This is a genomic window from Hymenobacter terrenus, from assembly GCF_000972495.1.
Lineage (GTDB): Bacteria > Bacteroidota > Bacteroidia > Cytophagales > Hymenobacteraceae > Hymenobacter > Hymenobacter terrenus.
This window is the reverse complement of record NZ_LATM01000001.1, coordinates 817,787-837,581: the sequence shown is the minus strand read 5'-3', so window position 1 is coordinate 837,581 and position 19,795 is coordinate 817,787. Positions and strand designations below refer to the sequence as shown.

At 56.1% G+C, this 19,795-nt stretch carries 17 protein-coding genes; 3 read left to right on the top strand and 14 right to left on the bottom strand.

Going from position 1 to position 19,795, the window contains the following annotated elements; translation table 11 throughout:
* The first annotated feature begins 164 nt into the window (after positions 1-164).
* Positions 165-1,022 carry a DUF2911 domain-containing protein gene (locus WX88_RS03595; protein WP_046242840.1) on the top strand — a complete coding sequence of 286 codons (858 nt, stop codon included), beginning with the start codon at positions 165-167 and terminating at the stop codon, positions 1,020-1,022.
* A 201-nt stretch (positions 1,023-1,223) separates the two neighbouring features.
* On the opposite strand, the gene WX88_RS03590 is transcribed toward WX88_RS03595, so the two are convergent.
* The 8 genes from WX88_RS03590 to WX88_RS03555 form a co-directional block, all read right to left on the bottom strand.
* Complete coding sequence (locus WX88_RS03590; protein ID WP_046242839.1) at positions 1,224-1,994, bottom strand: slipin family protein; 771 nt, start codon at positions 1,992-1,994, stop codon at positions 1,224-1,226.
* Between the two features lie 348 nt (positions 1,995-2,342).
* Entirely contained in the window at positions 2,343-3,701 is a 1,359-nt protein-coding gene (locus WX88_RS03585) for a M28 family peptidase (RefSeq protein ID WP_046242838.1), read from the bottom strand.
* A gap of 177 nt (positions 3,702-3,878) precedes the next feature.
* Positions 3,879-4,817, bottom strand: a complete 939-nt coding sequence (locus WX88_RS03580; protein WP_046242837.1) for an enhanced serine sensitivity protein SseB C-terminal domain-containing protein — start codon at positions 4,815-4,817, stop codon at positions 3,879-3,881.
* 173 nt (positions 4,818-4,990) lie between these two features.
* A complete protein-coding gene (locus WX88_RS27165) occupies positions 4,991-5,806 on the bottom strand; it encodes a phosphatase PAP2 family protein (RefSeq protein WP_052732293.1) in 816 nt (271 codons plus the stop codon).
* A 172-nt stretch (positions 5,807-5,978) separates the two neighbouring features.
* Positions 5,979-7,889 carry an outer membrane protein assembly factor gene (locus WX88_RS03570; protein ID WP_231590619.1) on the bottom strand — a complete coding sequence of 637 codons (1,911 nt, stop codon included), beginning with the start codon at positions 7,887-7,889 and terminating at the stop codon, positions 5,979-5,981.
* A 1,056-nt stretch (positions 7,890-8,945) separates the two neighbouring features.
* The gene (locus tag WX88_RS03565; protein ID WP_046242835.1) at positions 8,946-9,347 is read right to left on the bottom strand and encodes a c-type cytochrome; all 402 of its coding nucleotides are present in this window, start codon (positions 9,345-9,347) and stop codon (positions 8,946-8,948) included.
* Positions 9,348-9,554: 207 nt separating this feature from the next.
* Positions 9,555-10,250, bottom strand: a complete 696-nt coding sequence (locus WX88_RS03560; protein WP_046242834.1) for an SCO family protein — start codon at positions 10,248-10,250, stop codon at positions 9,555-9,557.
* A 3-nt stretch (positions 10,251-10,253) separates the two neighbouring features.
* Positions 10,254-10,715, bottom strand: coding sequence for a hypothetical protein (locus WX88_RS03555; protein WP_156175925.1), 462 nt, complete (start codon positions 10,713-10,715; stop codon positions 10,254-10,256).
* 426 nt (positions 10,716-11,141) lie between these two features.
* Here WX88_RS03555 and WX88_RS03545 point away from each other — a divergent pair, with 426 nt between their 5' ends.
* The gene (locus WX88_RS03545) at positions 11,142-12,134 is read left to right on the top strand and encodes an aldo/keto reductase (RefSeq protein ID WP_046242831.1); all 993 of its coding nucleotides are present in this window, start codon (positions 11,142-11,144) and stop codon (positions 12,132-12,134) included.
* A gap of 190 nt (positions 12,135-12,324) precedes the next feature.
* On the opposite strand, the gene WX88_RS27160 is transcribed toward WX88_RS03545, so the two are convergent.
* The gene (locus tag WX88_RS27160; RefSeq protein ID WP_052732292.1) at positions 12,325-13,773 is read right to left on the bottom strand and encodes a diadenylate cyclase; all 1,449 of its coding nucleotides are present in this window, start codon (positions 13,771-13,773) and stop codon (positions 12,325-12,327) included.
* 187 nt (positions 13,774-13,960) lie between these two features.
* Between WX88_RS27160 and WX88_RS03535 the strand changes: the two genes are divergently transcribed.
* Positions 13,961-14,224, top strand: a complete 264-nt coding sequence (locus WX88_RS03535; protein ID WP_156175924.1) for a hypothetical protein — start codon at positions 13,961-13,963, stop codon at positions 14,222-14,224.
* Between the two features lie 189 nt (positions 14,225-14,413).
* Here the strand turns inward: WX88_RS03535 and WX88_RS03530 are convergent, their stop codons facing one another.
* From WX88_RS03530 to WX88_RS03510, 5 genes are all read right to left on the bottom strand, one after another.
* Complete coding sequence (locus WX88_RS03530) at positions 14,414-15,670, bottom strand: BaiN/RdsA family NAD(P)/FAD-dependent oxidoreductase (RefSeq protein ID WP_197076653.1); 1,257 nt, start codon at positions 15,668-15,670, stop codon at positions 14,414-14,416.
* Between the two features lie 70 nt (positions 15,671-15,740).
* Positions 15,741-17,528, bottom strand: coding sequence for a chloride channel protein (locus WX88_RS03525; protein WP_046242828.1), 1,788 nt, complete (start codon positions 17,526-17,528; stop codon positions 15,741-15,743).
* Positions 17,529-17,723: 195 nt separating this feature from the next.
* Complete coding sequence (locus WX88_RS03520; RefSeq protein WP_046242827.1) at positions 17,724-18,266, bottom strand: TetR/AcrR family transcriptional regulator; 543 nt, start codon at positions 18,264-18,266, stop codon at positions 17,724-17,726.
* A gap of 616 nt (positions 18,267-18,882) precedes the next feature.
* Entirely contained in the window at positions 18,883-19,317 is a 435-nt protein-coding gene (locus tag WX88_RS03515; RefSeq protein WP_046243133.1) for a nucleoside deaminase, read from the bottom strand.
* Positions 19,318-19,358: 41 nt separating this feature from the next.
* Positions 19,359-19,784 (bottom strand): hypothetical protein, encoded by a 426-nt coding sequence (locus tag WX88_RS03510; protein ID WP_046242826.1) that lies wholly within the window; start codon positions 19,782-19,784, stop codon positions 19,359-19,361.
* Positions 19,785-19,795 lie beyond the last annotated feature (11 nt).

Below are 19,795 nucleotides of genomic sequence, written 5' to 3'. Positions count from 1 at the left end.
ACTTAAAGAATCCGAATACCTGGCACTTATCCGGACGGGGCATTGCCCCGCATCGGCGCGGTGCAGATTACCTGAACGGGTGGGGCCGGTGGTTGTTCACCTGCTCTTCCACAAAACCCGACGACCCTTCTGCATCTTCAAGGTGCAGTCGGCATCTTTGGGCCATGAAACACTTCGTCAACTTCCTCGCCGCGGGCTTGCTGCTCAGCACCGCCGCCCAAGCCCAAACCAAGCTCACGGTGCTACCCCTGAGTCCCGCCACCCACATCCGCCAAAGTTTCTCTACCTCCTATATCGACCTGACGTACTCGCGGCCCTCGCTGCGGGGGCGAGTCGCCTTCGGTAGCCTCGTGCCCAACGGCACGGTGTGGCGCACTGGTGCTAATACCGTTACCAAGGTGCGCTTTGGGGAAGAGGTGAAAATCAACGGTCAAAGCGTATCGGCTGGAGCCTACGCCCTGCTCACTATCCCCGACGCCAAAGAATGGACCTTTATCCTGAACCGCGACACGGCGCAGTGGGGCACCTACGAGTATAAGCAAGCGCTTGATGTGCTGCGCGTCAAAGCCAAGCCCAGCAAGCTGGCCGCTCCGGTCGAAACCATGTCGCTGACCGTCGAAAACCTCAAGCCCAATGCTGCCGACCTAGTCGTGAGCTGGGACCGTACCCAAGTGACCCTGCCCATCACCTCCGACCCCGACCGTATTGTGATGGGGCAGATTGAGCAAGCCATGAAGGGCGAGAAGAAACCCTACATCACGGCCGCCCAGTATTACTATAATACCGGCAAGGACCTGACCACCGCCATTGGCTGGCTCGACGAATACATCAAAACCGACCCCACGGAGTATTATGGCTATTACTGGAAAGCTAAGCTGCTGCAAAAGCAAGGCAAGAACAAGGAAGCCATTGAAGCCGCGAATAAGTCGTTAGAGCTGGTGAAAGCCGACAAAAACGAGGTGTCGAAAGCCGAGTACACTCGTCTCAATCAGGAGGTGCTGGCGGCTGCTGCCAAGAAGTAGCGTGGTTGCTGCGCGGCGGGACCTCACCCCCTGACCCCCTCTCCCAAAAAGAGGGGGCACCGGTCTTGCACCTATCGTTAGCCGCAATAAAAAGCCCGCTGGAGAGCGGGCTTTTTGTTGATTTATCTTCAGCTTTCATTCGCGCATGTCCGGTGCCCCCTCTTTTTGGGAGAGGGGGTCAGGGGGTGAGGTCCCGCTACGCTAAGAAGCAGGAGTATTTCCTTGGTTTACCATCTGTGTGAAGCTCTTAGCCGCGTTGGTAAACTCCGACGGAATGAGCATGATAGTCGTCGTATTATTATCAATGCCAATCTCCGACAGCATCTGCATGCGGCGCAACTCCAGGGCAATGGGGCTTTCCTCCATTTGCTTGGCGCCCTGCGTGAGCTTAATACTCGCTTCCAACTCCGCTTCGGCCTTGATGATACGGGCCCGCTTTTCGCGGATGGCTTCCGCCTCGCGGGCCATGGCGCGCTGCATGGACTCCGGAATTTCCACGTCCTTGATTTCAACCAGCTCGATTTTTACGCCCCAGGATTCGGTGGCGGCATCCACAATCTGCAACAGGGCAGTGTTGATTTGGGCCCGCTCCCGCAGCACCTCATCGAGCTGATGCTGACCGATGATATTTCGTAGCGCCGTCACGGATAATTGATATACGGCCTGGTTGAAGTTGGCCACCTTGATGATGGCATCGGCCGGGTTCACCACCCGAAACCACAACACGGCGTTCACCTTAATGGTCACGCTGTCCTTGGTGATGGTTTCCTGCTGCTCCAAATCAACGGTCTTGGTGCGGATGTCGATGGTTTGTTGGCGCTCGATGAAGGGGATAATCCAGTACAGCCCCGGTCCGCGCGTGCCCGTAAACCGGCCCAGCCGAAACACAATGGCCCGCTCGTATTCCTGCGCAATGCGAATGCCGGAAAGCAGGACAAGAACGATGATGAGGAAAATGACAAACAGCGACATGGTTTGTGGGGTTGGTAAGTGTTGGGGGATGTATCGCCCATAACAAGGGGACATTACAAGCATTGTTTTAGCAATGTCCCGCCAGTGTTGAAACGCTAATAATTTCCCCGGCAACACGCCACTTTTTGGGTGCCCTCAAGGGAACAGACGTGCCACTAGCAACTACCCGATTACCTACCGCGTCAATGGCTTCGAAGCGAACCGTGCAGGCTTCCTCAGACTCAAAATGGACGTCCCCTCCGCAGGTGAACCAGCCAATTGATAATTGATTCTGCCATGGCAACAGGTACGTAGTTACTGATTCCCTACTGTTGGCACGCCGGATAGTTGCTTTGATAACATTACCGACTACCGTCCCACCACCGGCAGCACCGCCACGCTCTCGTGCCCGGCCGCATCTACACTCGCCACGCCGAAGATGAAGTTGTCTTTGCTGATGGGTAAGTCAGCCTTCGTATCCGTTATGGGGAAGCGCTGCTGCCACTGCGGGGCGCTAGTTTCGCGCACCAGCACCACGTAGCTGGCGGGTTTGGCACCGGTGGCTGGGGCCTGCCAGCGTAGCTGGGTGCGGTTGGTAAGGTCAGCGGTGAGCACCTCAACTTTGGCGGGCGCGGCGGGGGCCAGGGCCAGACTGGCTATGGTGGCAAGGTTAACCCCGGCGTTGCGGCGCAGGTAGGCAAAATCCACGCCCTCAACTACGTCGCCATAGGCGCGGCCTTTTTCGGTGCGCAGGTCCTGGTGCTGGTGGGTGTAGTCCTCGTTCATTTCGGTGAAGCGGACGGCCGCGAAGCCCTGCTGGTTGAACGGCGTGTGGTCGCCGCCGCGCAGGAAGCGGTCGGGGCGGTATTCGAGCACTACCTGGTGGCCTTTGCCGTAGAGCTGCGCCGTGCGCTCAATGTAGCGGGCCAGCAAGCGGCTGGGAGAGTCATTCTCGCTGCTGAGCTGACGACGAATTTTGGCTTGCTCAGGCGTTTCAGCAGCCGGCACGCCTTCGCTGAACACGCGTAAGTGCTTGTCATCATTGATTTCGGGGTCGAAGCCGTGCGAGTTGCCCACAATGTCGTTGTTGAGCATGGCCACCAGGTTCCAGCCTTCCTTCTTGGCCCGCTCGGCGAGATGGCCGGAGCCGTAGAGGCCCTGCTCTTCGCCCTGCACCGCCACGAACTTGAGGGTGCAGGGAAACTTCTGGCCGGCTAGCACGCGTGCCAGCTCCATCACCAGCACCGTGCCGGAGCCGTCGTCGTTGGCGCCAGGTGCGTCGGCGGTGGCGTTCATCACGTCGGTCACGCGGGAGTCGATGTGGCCGCTCACGAGGATGACGCGAGTATCGGTGGGGTCGGTGCCGGGCAGGGTGGCCAGCACGTTGGCCATCAGCACCGATTTATTGATGCGGCGGCCATCGGGCTTTACCGTGAACGTGTCCATTTCTACAATCAGGCGCCCGCCGCTGGCCTGGCTGTACCGCTCAAACTCGCTCTTCACCCAGTTGCGGGCCGCCCCGATGCCGCGCGTGGGACTTTGGGTGTCGCTCAGCGTGTGGCGTGTGCCGAAGGATACCAGCTTGCGAATGTCAGTTTCCAGGTTCTTGGCGGAGATTTCATCTGCCAGCTTTTGAATTTTTGGGTCGGCCGGTGGGAGCAGTGGTGCAGGCTTGGGTTGAGCCAAAGCGGCGAAAGGCACCAGGAATAGGAGCGAAGCGAATTTCATGTGAGATAGGACAACTTACTAAAAAACAGAAAAAAGAACGTCATGCTGAGCGGAGCCAAAGCATCTCGCCGGAGTAACTAAATCCTGGTAAACTGGATTACTTACGCGGTAGAGATGCTTCGGCTCCGCTCAGCATGACGCTCTGAAAGAATCGCTGCTGCACGGAGTGCGCCTAGGTTAGCTCGCCCGATAGAACGGCTCTACCGTGCGGAAATAAGGATTCACGCCTTCGTCGGATGTCTTATCTACCAGCATCAAATCCACGAACTGGTAGGCGTCGGTCTTGCCTTGGAGCACGGGGCCAAGCTCTTGCATAAAGCTGGGGTCGAGGCTGGTGCTTTCGAAGGCCAGCAGCAGGCGCGGCACATTGGGATTGTCGGCGAGCTGCATCTGGGCCAAGTAGGCAGCTTCGATGTGCGACTGGGTAGCCGCCCAGGTCGCTACCGCTTCGGCTATGGTGGTGGGGAACTCAGCGGGCTGGCTGAGCAGCACCTGAGCATCGCCGCCACCGGGCGAGAGCGGCCCGGTGAGCTGTCCGGCGAGCAGGGCCGCCAGTTCGTCTTTCGGTAGCAGCTTGCCGGCGGGCGAGAATGGGTTCAGCACGCAGTCCTGGCCTTGTATCATGTTGAAAAACGCGTGGCCGGGCAGGCGTACGTAGCTCACAGGGCCATTGTCCACGCCGCCATCGGTGAGGCGGGGCACCGAGGAAAAAATGGGCAGCTTGCCATCGGACAAAATCTGGAGCTGTATTTCCTGGCCTTCGGTGAGGACCACCTCGCCCTCGGCGAGGTTTTCGTTGGGCGCCAGTATCATCAGGATTTCCTCCTGCAATAGCGCCTGGTAGAACGCCGGACGAGCATTCTCATCAGTAGCGGCCAGCAGCAGGAGTTGTTCCAGCACGTTTTCCGGGGCGAAGGGCTGCGGGGGCGGCTCAGGCAGCTGGAAGGTAGGGACTGGCGCTACGGGCTCGGGCGGCGCCGTGAACTTGGCACCCTGGTAACGGGGGCCGTTGGCGGGTTTGTCGGCTCCGGCTGGGGGCGTGCCAGGAGTTGCGGGGGCTGGAGTGGCCGGCTTTTCGTCGCCAGGCTTATTTTTCAAGAAGTCGAACAGACCCATATTATGGAGTATGAATGCAAGTGGATTGGAAGTGCAATCTACGGCGAAAAGTGGGTTCAGACGAGGCGAAATAGCCCCCAGAATAGGACTGGAATAATAAAATTGGACTGTAGCGGCCAACAGTCTTGGCTTTATCCGCCATAGGCGGAGAAGTTGCCAGTGCTGATTTCGGCCTACTTAGATGGGTGCCAACTGAGTAGCAGGCCGGTACCGCCGCCAGGAATCCAGGTGGGCACAATGCCTACATCGCGGCCAATAGGCTTGCGACCCCAGCGGTTACGGTGGCTGAGGTAGGCCAAATGAGCCGAGAGGATGCCCATGCCCGCTCCGGCAAACACGTCGGATTGCCAGTGCTTGTTATTTATCATACGGAAGGCCGCCACACTGGTAGCAATGGTATAGGCGCCGACGCCGTACCATTGGCTTTTATCCCGAAGCTCGGTGTGCACGATGCTGGCCGCCAAAAAAGCCTGCGCCGTGTGGCCCGAGGGGAAAGACAGCTTGTCGGAACCATCGGGCCGCTGCACCCTGGTCAACTTTTTGACAATGAAAGCCGACGAGTAGATAATTGCCTCGCTTTTAAGAATCACTAGCCCTAGATTCAGCCGGTCATTGCGCGATTCGACGCCCGCCAGCAGCACACCGCCTAGTTCGAAGAAGGGCGACCATTGTAGGTAATCATCAATGCGGCTGCGATAGCTGCCGAAGGCGCGACGAATGTCCTTGTTGGCGTCGTAAGAGCTATAAAACCCATTGCCATTGATGGTGCTCGCCCCATAGCCAATGAGCACGGCCGGCACGATGACGGCGCGAAACCCCTTGCTCTTAAAGAACGGCTTCTTGGTGGAGGTAACTACTCCGCTGGGGTTCTCATACTTGTGCGGCACTGTATCGGTTGCCGGCGGTAGGGGCGTTTGGGCAGTTGCCCGTTGCGGTGCTTCAGCCAACGACAGCACGAAAGCCAGAGGGAGCAGGAACCTGGAAATCATAGTTAGAACAAATGATTAGGCGGGGAGGAGGTAGATTGCTACAGATATTGCTAGCGGCTGTTGGACGTCTGGAACTCACTTCGGGCGCGGCTGGGATTTAATCTACGACTCGGCAACTCTACCCGAACCCTGTGCTGTTTATACCACCCGTGTATATCAATCCGGTGCTTAGTTAAAACCGGAAACCAGCGGAGATGTAAGGATAGGTGCCTTCATTTGAAAAGCCCATAACTGCTTGTATAAGAAATAGTTGCGCCGGTAAAAAGTATAAGCCGCCGCCGTATCCGGTGTGCCACTTCTCCGATGATTCTCCCGGTGACCAAACCCGGCCCACGTCGTTAAATGCAACTAATCCTAGGGTACCGGGCAGCAAATAGGAAGTGAAATCAAATAATTTTAAGCGAACTTCTAAATTGTTATAGGCCATGCTTTTGCCAGTGAAGCGCCACAGGTAAAAGCCCCGGAGGTTTTGATTGCCGCCCAGCTTCATCTGTTGGAAATAAGCCGCGTCGCCTATCGTAGTGCCGCCCCCCGTCCGGTTGGCAATTATCAAACTGGAATCGCGAAGGGGATTTAAATAAAAGCTGAATTCCGTTAGCAACTGCCCAAACGTGCGCTGCTTGGTGTCAAGCCGCCGCAGCCCACTCAAGCTGAGGTCCCAGTACACGCCTCTGTGGGCCATCAATCCTCTGTCGCGGGTATCGAGGGTGGCGCCCGCAACCAGGCCAGCATAAGTCTGACTACTAAACACATCTTCATCAGGACGTTGCGCGTCATACACTTTCAGAAAACGGTCGCGGTTTTCAGTCCTGCCGCTCGTGTAATATTGGCCCGTAAGTCCGGCGCTTACTCGCCAAGGCCCATAGCCGCGGCTCAGCCGAACATCCCCGTTGAGCAGATTATAAATGTTCCGGTAAAACTGAATGCGCTGATTACCAGAATTGACAAACTTAGTCTCATTGCCCGTGCCAAAAAAGTTATTGTTGTAATTTGGTCCTCTGGAAACAATGTTTACAGTCAGGTCGTTAGGTCCAACAGCTCTTTTAAAATGCCCGACATAATTCAAGAGTAAAGAGCTGTTGCCAAAGCCATAATTCACGAGCAGGTTTTGCCGTGAAGCATAGAGGGCTTTTCGGAACCCCTGCTTTTGATAAATAAAATTACCGATTGTCTGGAAGCCATAGTCTTTATTGTAATTAACAAAAAATAACGGCTGGAAATAGGTGTACCGAAAGCTCTTTTTGTTAAAATAATTAATACTGGTGTCAGCAGCTGTGCGCAGCCGGGCTTGGCTGGCGGGTGGCAGCTTATTTGGTTCGTCCGAACGGTCGTAAATCCATAGTTTGCGCTTCGAGCGCCGGTCGGCATCAACGGTGAATGTGTCTTCCGCGTCACCGCCAATGAGGCGCACCCGAATGGCCGAAGGCTTCTTGCCGGTCACGGTAAATTCGTCTTCCCCACCCATGCCATACAGTCGGAGTTCATGAGTTACGGCCGGGTCGAACAGGCGTTGATAAAGAATCAGACCGGCTTTACCATCTTTTTCCCTTTTCCGAATAATTACCAACAACTTGCCCTTCGCTTGGTACGCTATTTCTATCTCTTCCCGCTTATCCGAAGCTGAAACGTCTACCGTTTTAGATAAAAAGCGGTAATACTTTAAAGCCTGTCGCTCCAAGCTATTACGACGGGCAATTAAATTTTTGATAATCTGGGCCCCACCAACTTGATAAATAACTGGAGGCATGGTTCTGATAGCTCTGGTTATCAGGCTGTCAGTTAGAGTGCTTTGCACGTAGGCAATTTGGGTTTTCCAGTCTTCTTCGCTTAGTGAATTTAAAAAATAGCGGTCGAAATAGCGGGCTTTAAGATTCCAGCGATTAATAGACCGAATACGGTCGTCATATCCCTGCACATTAGCCATTAATAAATGAAGTGACAAAGCCTTCGGGAAGACACCGGACGGTTTGTAAAACACGTGGTCCCGGTCGCGGGGCACCGGCTCGTACAGGCTGCCTTTGTCGTTCTCGATGCGCTCCCAGCGCCACTGGTCTTCGTGCCGGTCGTAGTCACCGAGTAGCATATCCAGTAGGCGGGCTTTGAGTACCGTTTGCTGGTTTACCCGGTTGTCATTGTCCTTTTGCAGCCGGGCCTGGGTCTTTTCGGTATTGTCTGTTTTTTCGGCATCCAAAGGTTCGCGCTCCTCAAACAGGAAAACCTGATTTGCAAAATCCTTCCGGTATTCGCCCAGGGCGGGGTCGTCGGGCACGTACACAATTTCGGGGTGTGCGTGCGGAATGTGCAGGGCCTCAGCCAATGGTGGTACTGCGAGCGCGGAGTACGGATGCGAGGCTGACACTTGGTCCTGCAAAATATCCTTGGCAATAGTTGGCCTCAAGGAAGCCGGCAGGGCCCGCTCAGGATATTTTTGGATGGTCCGCAGCACCCATTGCTGGCCAGAGGCATCTTGCATGCGCAGGGACTTCGTTTGCAGGCCGCCACCTTTTTCCAACACGGTCAACCCGCCTTTTTCCTTCATTAAATGAAATACCCGCAGCTTAACCGGCATTGCCCAAAGCCGCCGATAACTGTTACCAAACAGCGCTCGGTGAATGGCGTTAACATCATTGTAAGTGGGCTCAATGGCTACTGTAATACTATCGGAAGAGGCGGCGTGCGGCGAAAAAGCCTTGCCAGTAAGGGTACTTATCAGGAGTAATAAGCCAATGGTTTTTGTAAAATAGCAGCGGATAATCAACGTCATGCAGTTGCTTTGGCCGCATCAGTCAAGAGTAGCCGTTTGAAGAAAAAAGAACGGGCAAAGTGCGGCAGTGACCTTCGTCGAGCTAATCGACTACGGCCTTCTACGCTTTTTTAGTTGAAGGAACGGGATAACCGAAGGCAAGAAGTGGCCACTCGGTACGATGTACCGGCTGATTCTCAAGTGGCCGGCTAAATTGCCGCCATTGATAATTCAGCATGAGGTCGGCTCAAAAACAACTCTACGTGAGCATTATGCTCACAGTTGCCGCGTTGGTTCATGCTTTGTGGGCACCAGAGCTACTCCTCGGTTAGCTAAGCGTAATGGCACCACCCCATTTCTACCTTCACTCTTCACCCTAGAAGGGCTGTCATTGCCTCACGGCACGCGGCAAGAATCTAGCTTCGTTTGCACCTCGAGAATGGTGCGTGGCGCTGCCTTATTGCCCCAATGATTCTCGACGTAATTCAATAAGTTCGTGAGTTGGGCAGTACTCATGGTTTTATTGCCGGGCATGACGTTGTGGTAAGTCACGCCATTCACCACGATAGGCTCGTTCTGACCGTTGCGCAGCAGGCAGGGCAATTCGGCGCGGTGCTTGACTAGGTAGTCGGAACCAGCCAGGGGCGGAATGAGGCGCGCCAGCCCCTGGCCTTGGTCGCCGTGGCAGCCGGAGCAGTGCTGCGCGTACAGCTTCTCGCCCTGGTGGCGGTTGTTGCTGAAGCAGCCGGGCAGCAGTAGAATCAGCAGAAACCCTGTGAAAAGATGTCGGTAGGGCATGTAAGCTGTTCGGGAGAGGTGAAAGCAATAAGCTGAATGAGCTGCGAGGGAGCCAAAGCATCCTTACGGCACCCCTAATTCAATGGCGGTGGTTACCCCAGCGGGCTGACGAATTGCTCAGAGAGCAATTCGTGGTATCACGCTCAATAGGCCATGCAACTGACTAACAAGAATGTTTGATCCGATGGCCTGATTTTTAAGACAGCGCTAACGGCCTGCTACGCCCGGTTTGCGGGTGTCAATTTCAGCGAGCAATATGGGCAACTCTGCGAACAGACGGTCCACTTCCTTGGGGTTCAGGCTGTCGTAGAGGCCGCGGATGTGCCCCCGGTCGTCCACCAGAGCGAAAGTGCCGTTGTGAGCAAAGCCACCCGGCGCCTGCTTATCAGGCAGTGCGGCGGTGAAGTAGGCGCGGGCCAGCTGAAAAACAGTGTCTTTGGCCGTAGGCTCGCCGTGGGCGCCGGTGGTGGCAAAGTGCCAACGGTTGGCATCCGCGATGCCCAGGCGCTGGGCGTAATCCTTCAGCACGGGAATGCTGTCGTGAGCCGGGTCGATGGTGTGCGACAGGAAGACGATGCGCGGGTCCTTGGCGTATTTGGCGTATACTTTCAGCAGTTCACCCTGCATTTTGGGACAGATGCCGGGGCAGGTGGCGAAGAAGAAATCGGCTAGATAAGCCCGGCCCGCGAAGGTTTTATTGGTAATAACCTGGCCGGCCTGATTGGTGAGGCGGAAGGCGGGCACGGTGGCAAACACGGTGTCGGCGGGGCCGCCGTCGGCGCGGGGGTGCACGTCGCGCTCACCCATGATGGGCAACTGGGCAGCCGTAGGGGCCTTGGGGTCGGAGCAGGCAGTAAACAAAGTTGCCACCAGAATAGGCAGCAGAAGCAAGCGTTGGAACATGGGCTATTTGGGTGAGGCGGGCGTCCCCGGCGCGGCAGTGGCCGGATGCTGGCTGATAAACAACGCAGCCGAGTCCATCGTTGCGCGGAACTGCTGGCTAACTCTCGCCAGTACCTGCTGCTGCTGCTGAAAGTAAGCGAGGCGGGCGGCCGGCGCGGCCGTGGTATCGGGGGCGCGGTATTGGTGCATCCAGCTCATCATGGCAGCATCGGCGGCGGCAATGCCCCGCAGGTAGGGGCCAGCGGCGGGGGAATGGGTCGCCGCGATTTTACTTTTGAGAGCGAACAGCTCGTCTTCTTTCGCCATCAGTGAGTCGTGGCGGGCCATGAGGGCCATTTCGGCGGTGGTAGCAGGAGAGGGAGGCTGCTTTTCCGATATCGGCTTGTTGGGAGAGGAGCAGGCGGCCACCCAGGCGGCACAGGCGACTATGGCCCCGCGCCAGGCAATTTTCGAGGAGACTTTCACGTCCCAAAGGTACGGCGGGTAGCCAGCATGGGTGTGGCGAGGGCGAGAAGAGCTGGAACTAGGATTTTTTCGGGTGATTCCTGGATTAGGAAGCCCGGGGCGGGAGTTTGGAGAAGCGTGGCGAAGGTTTGGCAGGTCGGGCGAGGGTTTGGAGAGGCGTGGCAGGGAGATGGAGAGGTGGAGCGGGGGTTTGGGAAAGCGGGGCAGGGGTGGGGTAAGCGGGGGCGCGGGTTCAGGCGCGGCCATTGGGTGGGGCGACGGCCAGTCTGAAGCTTGAAACCAGTGAGCAGTGCGTTGGAAACGCGTGGCTGCCGGTGGGAGACTTTGCTGAAAACCAAAAACCAGGTGAGCCAGTTTGAGCGCCTGGTACGTATTGCTCATTGAGCAGGAACGCGCTTTTCGTTCAACCCCAACCATTCCGACCTTATGAAAACCTGCCAACTAGGCCGCTCCGGCCTCACCGTTTCGGCCCTCGGCCTGGGCTGCATGGGCATGTCTGACTTCTACGGTGGCCAGGACGATGCCGAAAGCATTCGCACCCTGCACCGGGCCCTGGAGCTGGGCGTGACTTTCTTCGACACCGCCGACATGTACGGGCCTTACAAAAACGAAGAGCTGCTCGGTCAGGCCTTCAAAGGCAAGCGCCAACGCATTGTGCTGGCCACTAAGTTTGGCATTCAGCGCGACCCCAACGACCCCACCAAGCGCAGCATCAATGGCCGGCCCGAATACGTCAAAGCCGCCTGCGAAGGCAGTCTCAAGCGCCTGGGTACCGACCATATCGACCTTTACTATCAGCATCGTGTCGACCCCAACACGCCCATCGAAGAGACGGTAGGCGCGATGAGCCGTCTGGTGGAAGAAGGCAAAGTCCGCTTCCTGGGCCTGAGCGAAGCCGCGCCGGCCACCGTGCGCCGCGCCGCGGCCGTGCATCCCATCGCCGCCCTCCAATCCGAATATTCGCTGTGGAGCCGTGAGCCGGAAGATGAAATCCTGCCCACCATCCGCGACTTGGGCATAGGCTTCGTGCCGTATTCGCCGCTGGGCCGGGGCTTCCTCACGGGGCAGATTCAGAAGTTTGAGGATTTGGAAGCCGATGACTACCGGCGCTTCTCACCCCGCTTCCAGGGCGAGAATTTCCAGAAAAACCTCGGTCTGGTAGCTCGTATCAATGATTTAGCCCAGCAAAAGCGCTGTACTGCCGGGCAGCTAGCCCTGGCCTGGGTGTTGGCCCAAGGGGAAGACGTAGTGCCGATTCCCGGCACCAAGCGCGTAAAATATCTGGAAGAAAATCTCGGCGCACTGGAAGTTGAGCTATCGAGAGATGAGTTGGCTCAACTGGACGAAATCGCGCCCAAAGGCTCCGCTGCTGCCGGCCTGCGCTACCCCGAAGCCATGATGAGCACAGTCAACGGGTAGGAGTTTATTTAACAGTTATCAATTAATAAGTTAAATGACTTAGAGGCTGTTTGATTTCGTTAAAAACCTGTTGAAACGGTCATGCTGAGCTTGGCGAAGCATCTCTATTGCGGAAGTATTTCATTTACTATTGCGGTAGAGATACTTCGCCAAGCTCAGCATGACTGTTTTTATTAATTCAAAACAGCTTCTACGACGGGAGCAAGTCAATCCAGCCGTCCTCGCTTACCACCACGGCCAGCACAGGGTATTTGCTGCTGTTCACATAACGCAGGGCTGAATTGTAACGGGAGCCGCGCGACGAGTCACCTTTTTCGGTGGCCAAGCCGTCGAGGATGGCACCGATGGCGTAGCACATGCCGCTGGGCTCAATGAGCACGGCCCCATCAATGTTGGTAACGAGGCGCAGCACGGAGGGCGTCATGATGCGCGGCACTACTCGGAAACACTGGCGGGCTAGGCGCTTGGCCTCGTGCGCGGCTCCGGTACTGATGACCAGAATGGTGCCCGTGGGTTGGGTTGTGGCTTTTTGGGCCAGGTCCCAGAGGTAATCAATGCTGTCGGCATTGAGCGTGGGGAAGACGATACGAACCGTGCGCGCAAAATTATCGGCGGCCACGCGGCCCTGGGGCAGGCGGGGTGTGTTGCTCACCACACGCATGAGTACGCGGCCCGCGTGGCTCATTTCCCAGCTGTAGTGGTTGGTGAAATGCACCGTGACCAAGGGCTCGTATTGCCCGTCGGACTCGGGCACGAGCTGACCCAGGCCGAATACATAAGAGGCATCCGAAATCAGAGCCGTGTGGCCCTCGCTCAGTTCCAGTAGCTTGCGGATGGAGCGGTGGTCACGCATGGGCACGGGCGTTTCGAGGGTAAGCACGGGCACGATGGCCGGGTGCAGGCGCCGGCTCACCAGCATCGTGCCGATGCCTTCGTCGCCCTCGTGGCGCAGGGCGGCCACGCCGTTGCAGGCATCGTAGAGGCCGTGGGTGCCGGCGGGGGCCACGCGCAGCATCAGCCGGCGGCCGGCCGAGCGCAGCACCTCGTTGTAGTCGCGGTCGAGTACGGGCTGGTCGTTATCGGCCGTGTCGGCCTCGCGCAAAGCCCGCGTGCAATCGTGCAAAAACTCCATTACCGTGGCGTGGGGCAGGTTGGAAGGGCGCCCCACACCGGGTTTGGGCAGCGAATAGTACCCGTCGTAGCAGTCGGCCGCGAGCTGGAGCACCACCGTCACCAGGTAGCCCTGCAAGCTCACGGGCACTGAGCAAAATGAGCGTCGGTTTTCGTGGCGGGCAGCGGTCAGGCTGGCCAGTGTGGTTTCCGCTGCCCGGCACACCAGCTCGTACCAGTGCTGCTTTTCGAACCGGTCGTGGTCGTTAGGGTGCAGGTGGTACACGGAGCCTTGGGGGCCGGCATCAGCCTCAAGGCCCGCTGCTTTTGCCTTCACCTGCCTGAAATCGGCGGGGGTGTAGCGGATGGACGTTGGCTCCAGTACGACGGCATCGGGCTCGTCTGATTCCTTCGCTGAAGCGAAGCCTAGCAGAAACACTTCGGGCCGCAGGCTGCGGTCGAGCAAGTTAAAAACGCCCTCGGCAAAGAGCTGGGCAGAGACGCGAAACAGACTTTGGTGTTCCCACATGGACAAGTTCAGGACGGCCGTGCCCGCTGCGGGCCCGACTTCGCCCCGAACTACGGAAAAAACGGCCGAATAGTGCTATAGCCAAACAAAAATTTACCTCAGCAGCTTCACTCAGTGTTCATTAATCCGTATCTTCGAACTACGGTCGGCCCGTCGCAACCTTAACCACTACCAACCTCGCAAGCCTATGCTCTTTGTCGACATGCTTTTCGTGATGGCAGTGGCCATTTCATTTATTCCGATTCTCACCGGCTACTGCGCGCAGAGCCGGGGCCGGTCATTCTGGCTGTGGTTTGTATTGGGCTGGGTGTTGCCATTTGCCTCATTCTTCCTGCTGTTCGCCCTCATTGCCCGCGACGAACTGAATCCCGGCCGCCGCCTCTTAGGTGAAGCCAAGCAGATTCTGCGTGAAGCCGAGGAAGCGGCTGCCCGCATCAAAGCGGAGAAGTAAGCAGTCAAGCGTAGCTGGTTAAGTAATTTATACCTAATCATACGACCTAGTCAATGCCGTCATGCTGAGCGGAGCCGAAGCATCTCGCGTGCGATAGTAATTATTTACTTGCGCGGTAGAGATGCTTCGGCTCCGCTCAGCATGACGGCCTCCTTCGCAAGTAGGATGGGCTTATGATGGCAACTCCAATTAGCCAATAATTCCCTTCGCCACCCAGGCTCCAGTGCTGAAACAACCTTGCAGCAAATAGCCACCCGTCGGTGCCTCCCAATCCAGCATTTCGCCCGCCACGAAGGTGCCGGGTCGTTGCCGCAGCATCAAATGCTCATCCAGCGCCCTGAAAGCAATGCCCCCGGCCGTGGAAATGGCTTCGTCCAAGGGGCGTAGGCCGGTGGCGGACAACGGTACGGCCATCAACAGGGCCGCCAGGGCTTCCGGGGGCAGCGTGGCCACGTCAGCTTGGGCCTCGCGTAGCAGCGTAGGGATGGGCGGACCCAGGTGCAGAGCTTTGCGCAAAAAATCGGGGAATGAAGTCCCCGTCCGGCGCTGCCGTAGCTTGCTCAGCAGCGCCGCAGCTGTGAGGTCAGGCTTCAGGTTTACATATAGCACAGCGGGGCCGCTGTTGGCCAGTGCCACCCGTAGCTGAGGCGTGAGCGCGTACACGGGTGTGCCTTCCAGACCGTAGTCTGTCAGCATGATTTCGCCGCGCACTGCCAGGCCATCATTCACGCGGAGGGCAATGTTTTTGAGTGGGGCACGACCAGCTTTCGCTTTGAAAAAGTCTGACCACGCCACCTCTGCTCCGCAATTGGCTGGGGCGAAGGGCGTAATTGGTACGCCAAGGTCTTGCAGCAGTGGTACCCACGCGCCATCGGAGCCGGTTTTGGCCCAACTGGCACCGCCCAAGGCCAGTACCGTAGCGTCGGGCTCGATGACTAGCTCTTGGTTGGCGGCTGGGCCGGCGCTCTCGTCGCGCAGGCGCAGGCCCTTCGGCCCCATGAAGCCTAGCCAACGGTGTCGGGTATTGATTTCAACCCCTAACTCCCGTAGCCTACCCAGCCAGGCACGCAGCAAATCGGCTGGCTTGTGCGCGACTACCGGGAAAATGCGCCCACTCGTTCCCGCGAAAGTTTCGATGCCCAAGTCCTGCGCCCAAGCCCGCATATCGGTGGCCGAAAAGTGCGCCAGCAACTCCCGGAACCGTTTTTCCTGTGCTCCATAATGAGCGGCGAAGCGGGTAGTCTCTTCAGCGTTGCTCAAATTAAAACCACCATGCCCCGCCACCAGAAACTTGCGCCCCACGGTAGCTTGCGCTTCGAACAGCCGCACCCGACAGCCGGCTTCGGCTAGCCGCTGGGCCGCCATGAGCCCCGCTGGCCCGCCACCAATAATGGCTACCGACGTTGCTCCTGATAAGGAATGAGGGATGAAGGAGGGAATAGACACTGAAGTGAGTACAAATGAACAACCTCACAGACGGAAAATTTCCGTATCCAATTCCTCCTTCCGCGTAATTTCAAGCTTCACTTTCCTGGATGAGCTGCCGCCGGTAGCGGGCCAGAATAGCTGACTTTAGGATAAAGCCAAGATAGCGGCCATCTTCTTCGCATACAGGCAGGGCCCAGGCATCGTGGCGGTCGAGCAAGGTGAGGGTATGTTCCAGGTCGTCATTAGGGCCCACTATAGCGGGGGGAGGGGTCATCAACTCGCGTACGCGGGTAGTGGCGTAGTGTTCGTCGTCGAATAGCGCGTCGCGCACCGAATCCAAGCTGACTATGCCCAGCAGCCGACCCCCGGCGGCTACCACGGGGAAGATGTTGCGCGTGGTGTGCCGGAAAATATCTACCAGTTCGCCCAGGGTCATGTTAGGCCGCACGGTAATGAAATCGGTTTCGAGCAGCTTGCGCGGGTCGAGCTGGGCCAGCAGGCCGCGGTCGCGGTTGGCATACACGTCCACCCCTTGCTTGGTGAGCTTGCGGGTGTATACGGAATAAGGCTCGAAGTATTTGGTAATGAGGTATGACGAGCTGGTTACTACCATCAGTGGCACAAATAAGGCGTAGCCACCCGTGATTTCGGCAATGAGAAAGATGGCCGTCAGTGGGGCGTGAATTACACCTGCCAGCGTGCCGGCCATGCCCAGCACTACGAAATGCACTTCGGGAATGTGAACCAGCTCGCTTAAATTAATCAGCCGGGCGAAGAAAAAACCCGCCATCGCTCCAGCAAACAACGATGAGCCAAACATGCCACCATTGCCGCCACTACCTACTGTGATGCTGGTGGCCACCACTTTAAGCAACATGCTGAACAGCACCAGCACCAACAGCAGCCAGGGGTTATTATCCTGATAGACTGAGAAAATGCTCGCGTCGGTAATGTGCTCAGCGTGGCCGCTCAGCAGCAGTTCCACGGTGTTGTAGCCTTCACCGTAGAGCGTCGGGAAGAGGAAAATAAGTCCGCCCAGCATGCTGCCGCCCACCAGCACCTTGCGCCAGTCGAGGCCGGGCCAGCGTTCAAAAAAATGGTCGAACCAGTGATAGGTCCGAATCATGTAGACCGAGAAAAAGGCTGTGAACAAGCCCAGCAGCACGTAAAACGGTACCGCATCGACAGGCCAGCTGGTGGTGATGAGCACGAACGGCTGCCCCGCATAAAGCGCCTTCGACACCACCGTGGCTGTGGCCGACGATATGAGCAGCGGAATGAAATATTGCGCGGGCAGCTCCAGCAGAATGGTTTCGACCGCGAATAGTACCCCCGCAATGGGCGAGTTAAAAATGGCCGCTACGCCCGCTGCCGCCCCACAACCCGTGAGCAAACGTCGGCGGCGTCGGTCGAGGTGCAGCACCCGGCCCGAGTTGGAGCCTATAGCGGCTCCCGTCACGGAAATAGGGGCTTCGGTACCCGCCGAGCCACCAAAGGTGACCGTAATAAAAGCCGTAATTAGCTGTGAGTAAAGCTTGGAGCGCGGTACTACGCTGCCTTCACGGGCCGTATTGTAGATGATGGGGCCAATACCACGGCCCAATTGCCCACCCAGAAAAAACTTCGTGAACAGCACGGTGAGCGTGATGCCGATAACTGGATAAATCGACAGCGCAAATACCCGGTTGGGCTCGGAAATACCCGATTGCAGCATGTCCTGTCCCCAATGAACAGACGTTTTAAGCAGTACTGCTGCCAGGCCGGCAGCGGCACCCACCAAAATGCTCAACATGAGCATATACATCCGTTCGCTGATGTGGCGCACTCGCCATACGAGTAGCGGACGCAACAATCGGTGGACGGCGTGGTGAGACATGAGCAACAATGGGAGATGAATGCACAGTCAGCAACGCAAAAATGGGGCCGTTAGATTTGAAAACTACCACCCGGATAGCGGTTGACTACAGTGGGGTTAATAGTTTTTGAAGATGTATAGAATTGAGAGTTAACAAATTGTTTGAGCTGAACCGTGTCTTGCCGCGGCCAGAATTACTTTAAAAGCCAAGGCCACTTATTTAGAGTTGGAAAGGCTCCGCAGATAAGTTTGCTTCAAGTGGCTACCGATGTGCAGGAGGCTTTCGTCGTGTTCATAAAGCAGGTTGCGCCACAAGCTCTGAATAAGGAGCAGCAATTGGAGCGTCATCATTTTCGGATTCTCCACTTCTAGGTCGATAAAGGCTTGGTTGAGTAGGCTATCGATGGGGCTCATGAAACGCTGAAAATATTTCTGCACCAAAGGCTTGTTAAATTCCTTGTCTTGCATCTTCCAGAAGTCTGGCTCGTCATGTACTAGCTTGTAGGGCAAGTCGATGACATTGTCAATTAGGGCCCGCGGGTTCTTTTCCATCAGAATGCCCCGGTTCGCCTCCACGATGCGCCGGAAACCCTGCTTGATCAGATACTCGAAAAGCTTCTCCTTGCTGAGGAAGTATTTGAATAACAAGGCTTCGGAAACTCCCGCGCTGCGTGAAATTAGCAAAGTGGTTGTGTTATCGTAGCCTCTGTCGCCGAAAAGCTGCAGGGCCGCTTGCTCAATTTTTGTATGACTGGTCATAGCCCGAATGGGGATGGAATAGATGGCTGGATGACCATCTTTAACTTCAATAAAGGGTAAAGCAACTCGGCAAGTTAGCGCATGCACCAGACTTTCGCGGAAAATGGCTTTCTATTGACGGGTGCTGGCTCATGAAATCAACAAGATTTTACTCACGAAAAAGCAGTTTTATAGTTGCCTGAAAGCAATACAGCCGGCTAAATCGAAAAACTTCGACTCAGCCGGCTGCAATGCGGTGAAGACCATAGTTGCTGCTTCTAGGGCGAAGGCCAGCGGGTTTTCAACCAATATTTCCAGATGGGGTGGGATTCATCTGGTTAAATAGAACGTGGGAATTGGCTACTATGGGCGAGCAGTGTCTCTCAGTAGCGAAGCAAAGGTAGTTTGCCGTTACCATTCAGGAAATGAGTGTTGGCTCACTATCGGTAAGTGCATACTCACTTAATTCATAATCAGAGAAAAGTATTTTAATGGCGACTAGTCACTGTTGGCTCTTGAGGCCGTAGTACCATCAATTGGTGTGCTTCCACCAAGGAACCATAACAAATTGCGCTTCAGTTCTCAGCCTTTACCTGTCCTCTAAAGAGGAGCATTCAGTACGACAGTGCGGCCTGATTTACAGCTCCATAATGTCCTCGTTCCAAAGGGTGGGCTCGGCTTCGATGAATTCATTCATCATATCCACGCACTCCTGCAAGTCGAGGTCTACTACTTCTACGCCGTGGCTTTCTAGGAAGGCGCGCGACTCACCGAAAGTGCGCGACTCGCCCACAATGACCTTCGGGATTTTGAACTGCACGATGGTGCCGGCGCACATGTAGCACGGCATCAGGGTAGTATAGATGACCATGTCGCGGTAAGTGCGCTGGCGGCCAGCGTTAGTCAGGCAATCCATCTCGCCGTGTTTGATGGCGCTGTCTTCCTGCACGCGCTTGTTGTGGCCCCGGCCCACAATTTTGCCGTTGCGGATGAGCACTGAGCCAATGGGGATGCCTCCCTGCGACCGGCCCAGGCGGGCTTCGTCGATGGCGGCTTGCATGAATTCGTCGATATTGGACATGTTTGTATGAAAGTGTACTACTCTGTAAATTATTAGTATCGGTTGGAATTTGTCTGATACTGCGTTTCAACTATTGAAAGTCTTCTGCATATGATGAAGCCATCGAGTCCAGATGATGAGTTGAGATAATAATAGCTAAGTGAAGCATCAGCTTTAATGCTTTCAAGAGTCCCAACTGAAAAATAGCCACTCATCTTGATCAAATAGTCATTTTTGTATTTAGCAAACTCCTCAAAACTGTCTCCTACTTCAATATCAGACAAGCAATTAAAATTGCTGAAGTGCTTAAAGTCTTGCCATACAACGCCATTAAAGGTCAATTCTGAAATGGTGTAATGGTCATTATCAGGCAAGTTCCATTGTTTCAATTTTAATAATGTTTGCTGGGTTTCGATATCCACCATCAAGTGTTGCACAATGCCATCATGAAAATTATTAGAGTTTAGCGTCGTGAGCATAAATTAAATTA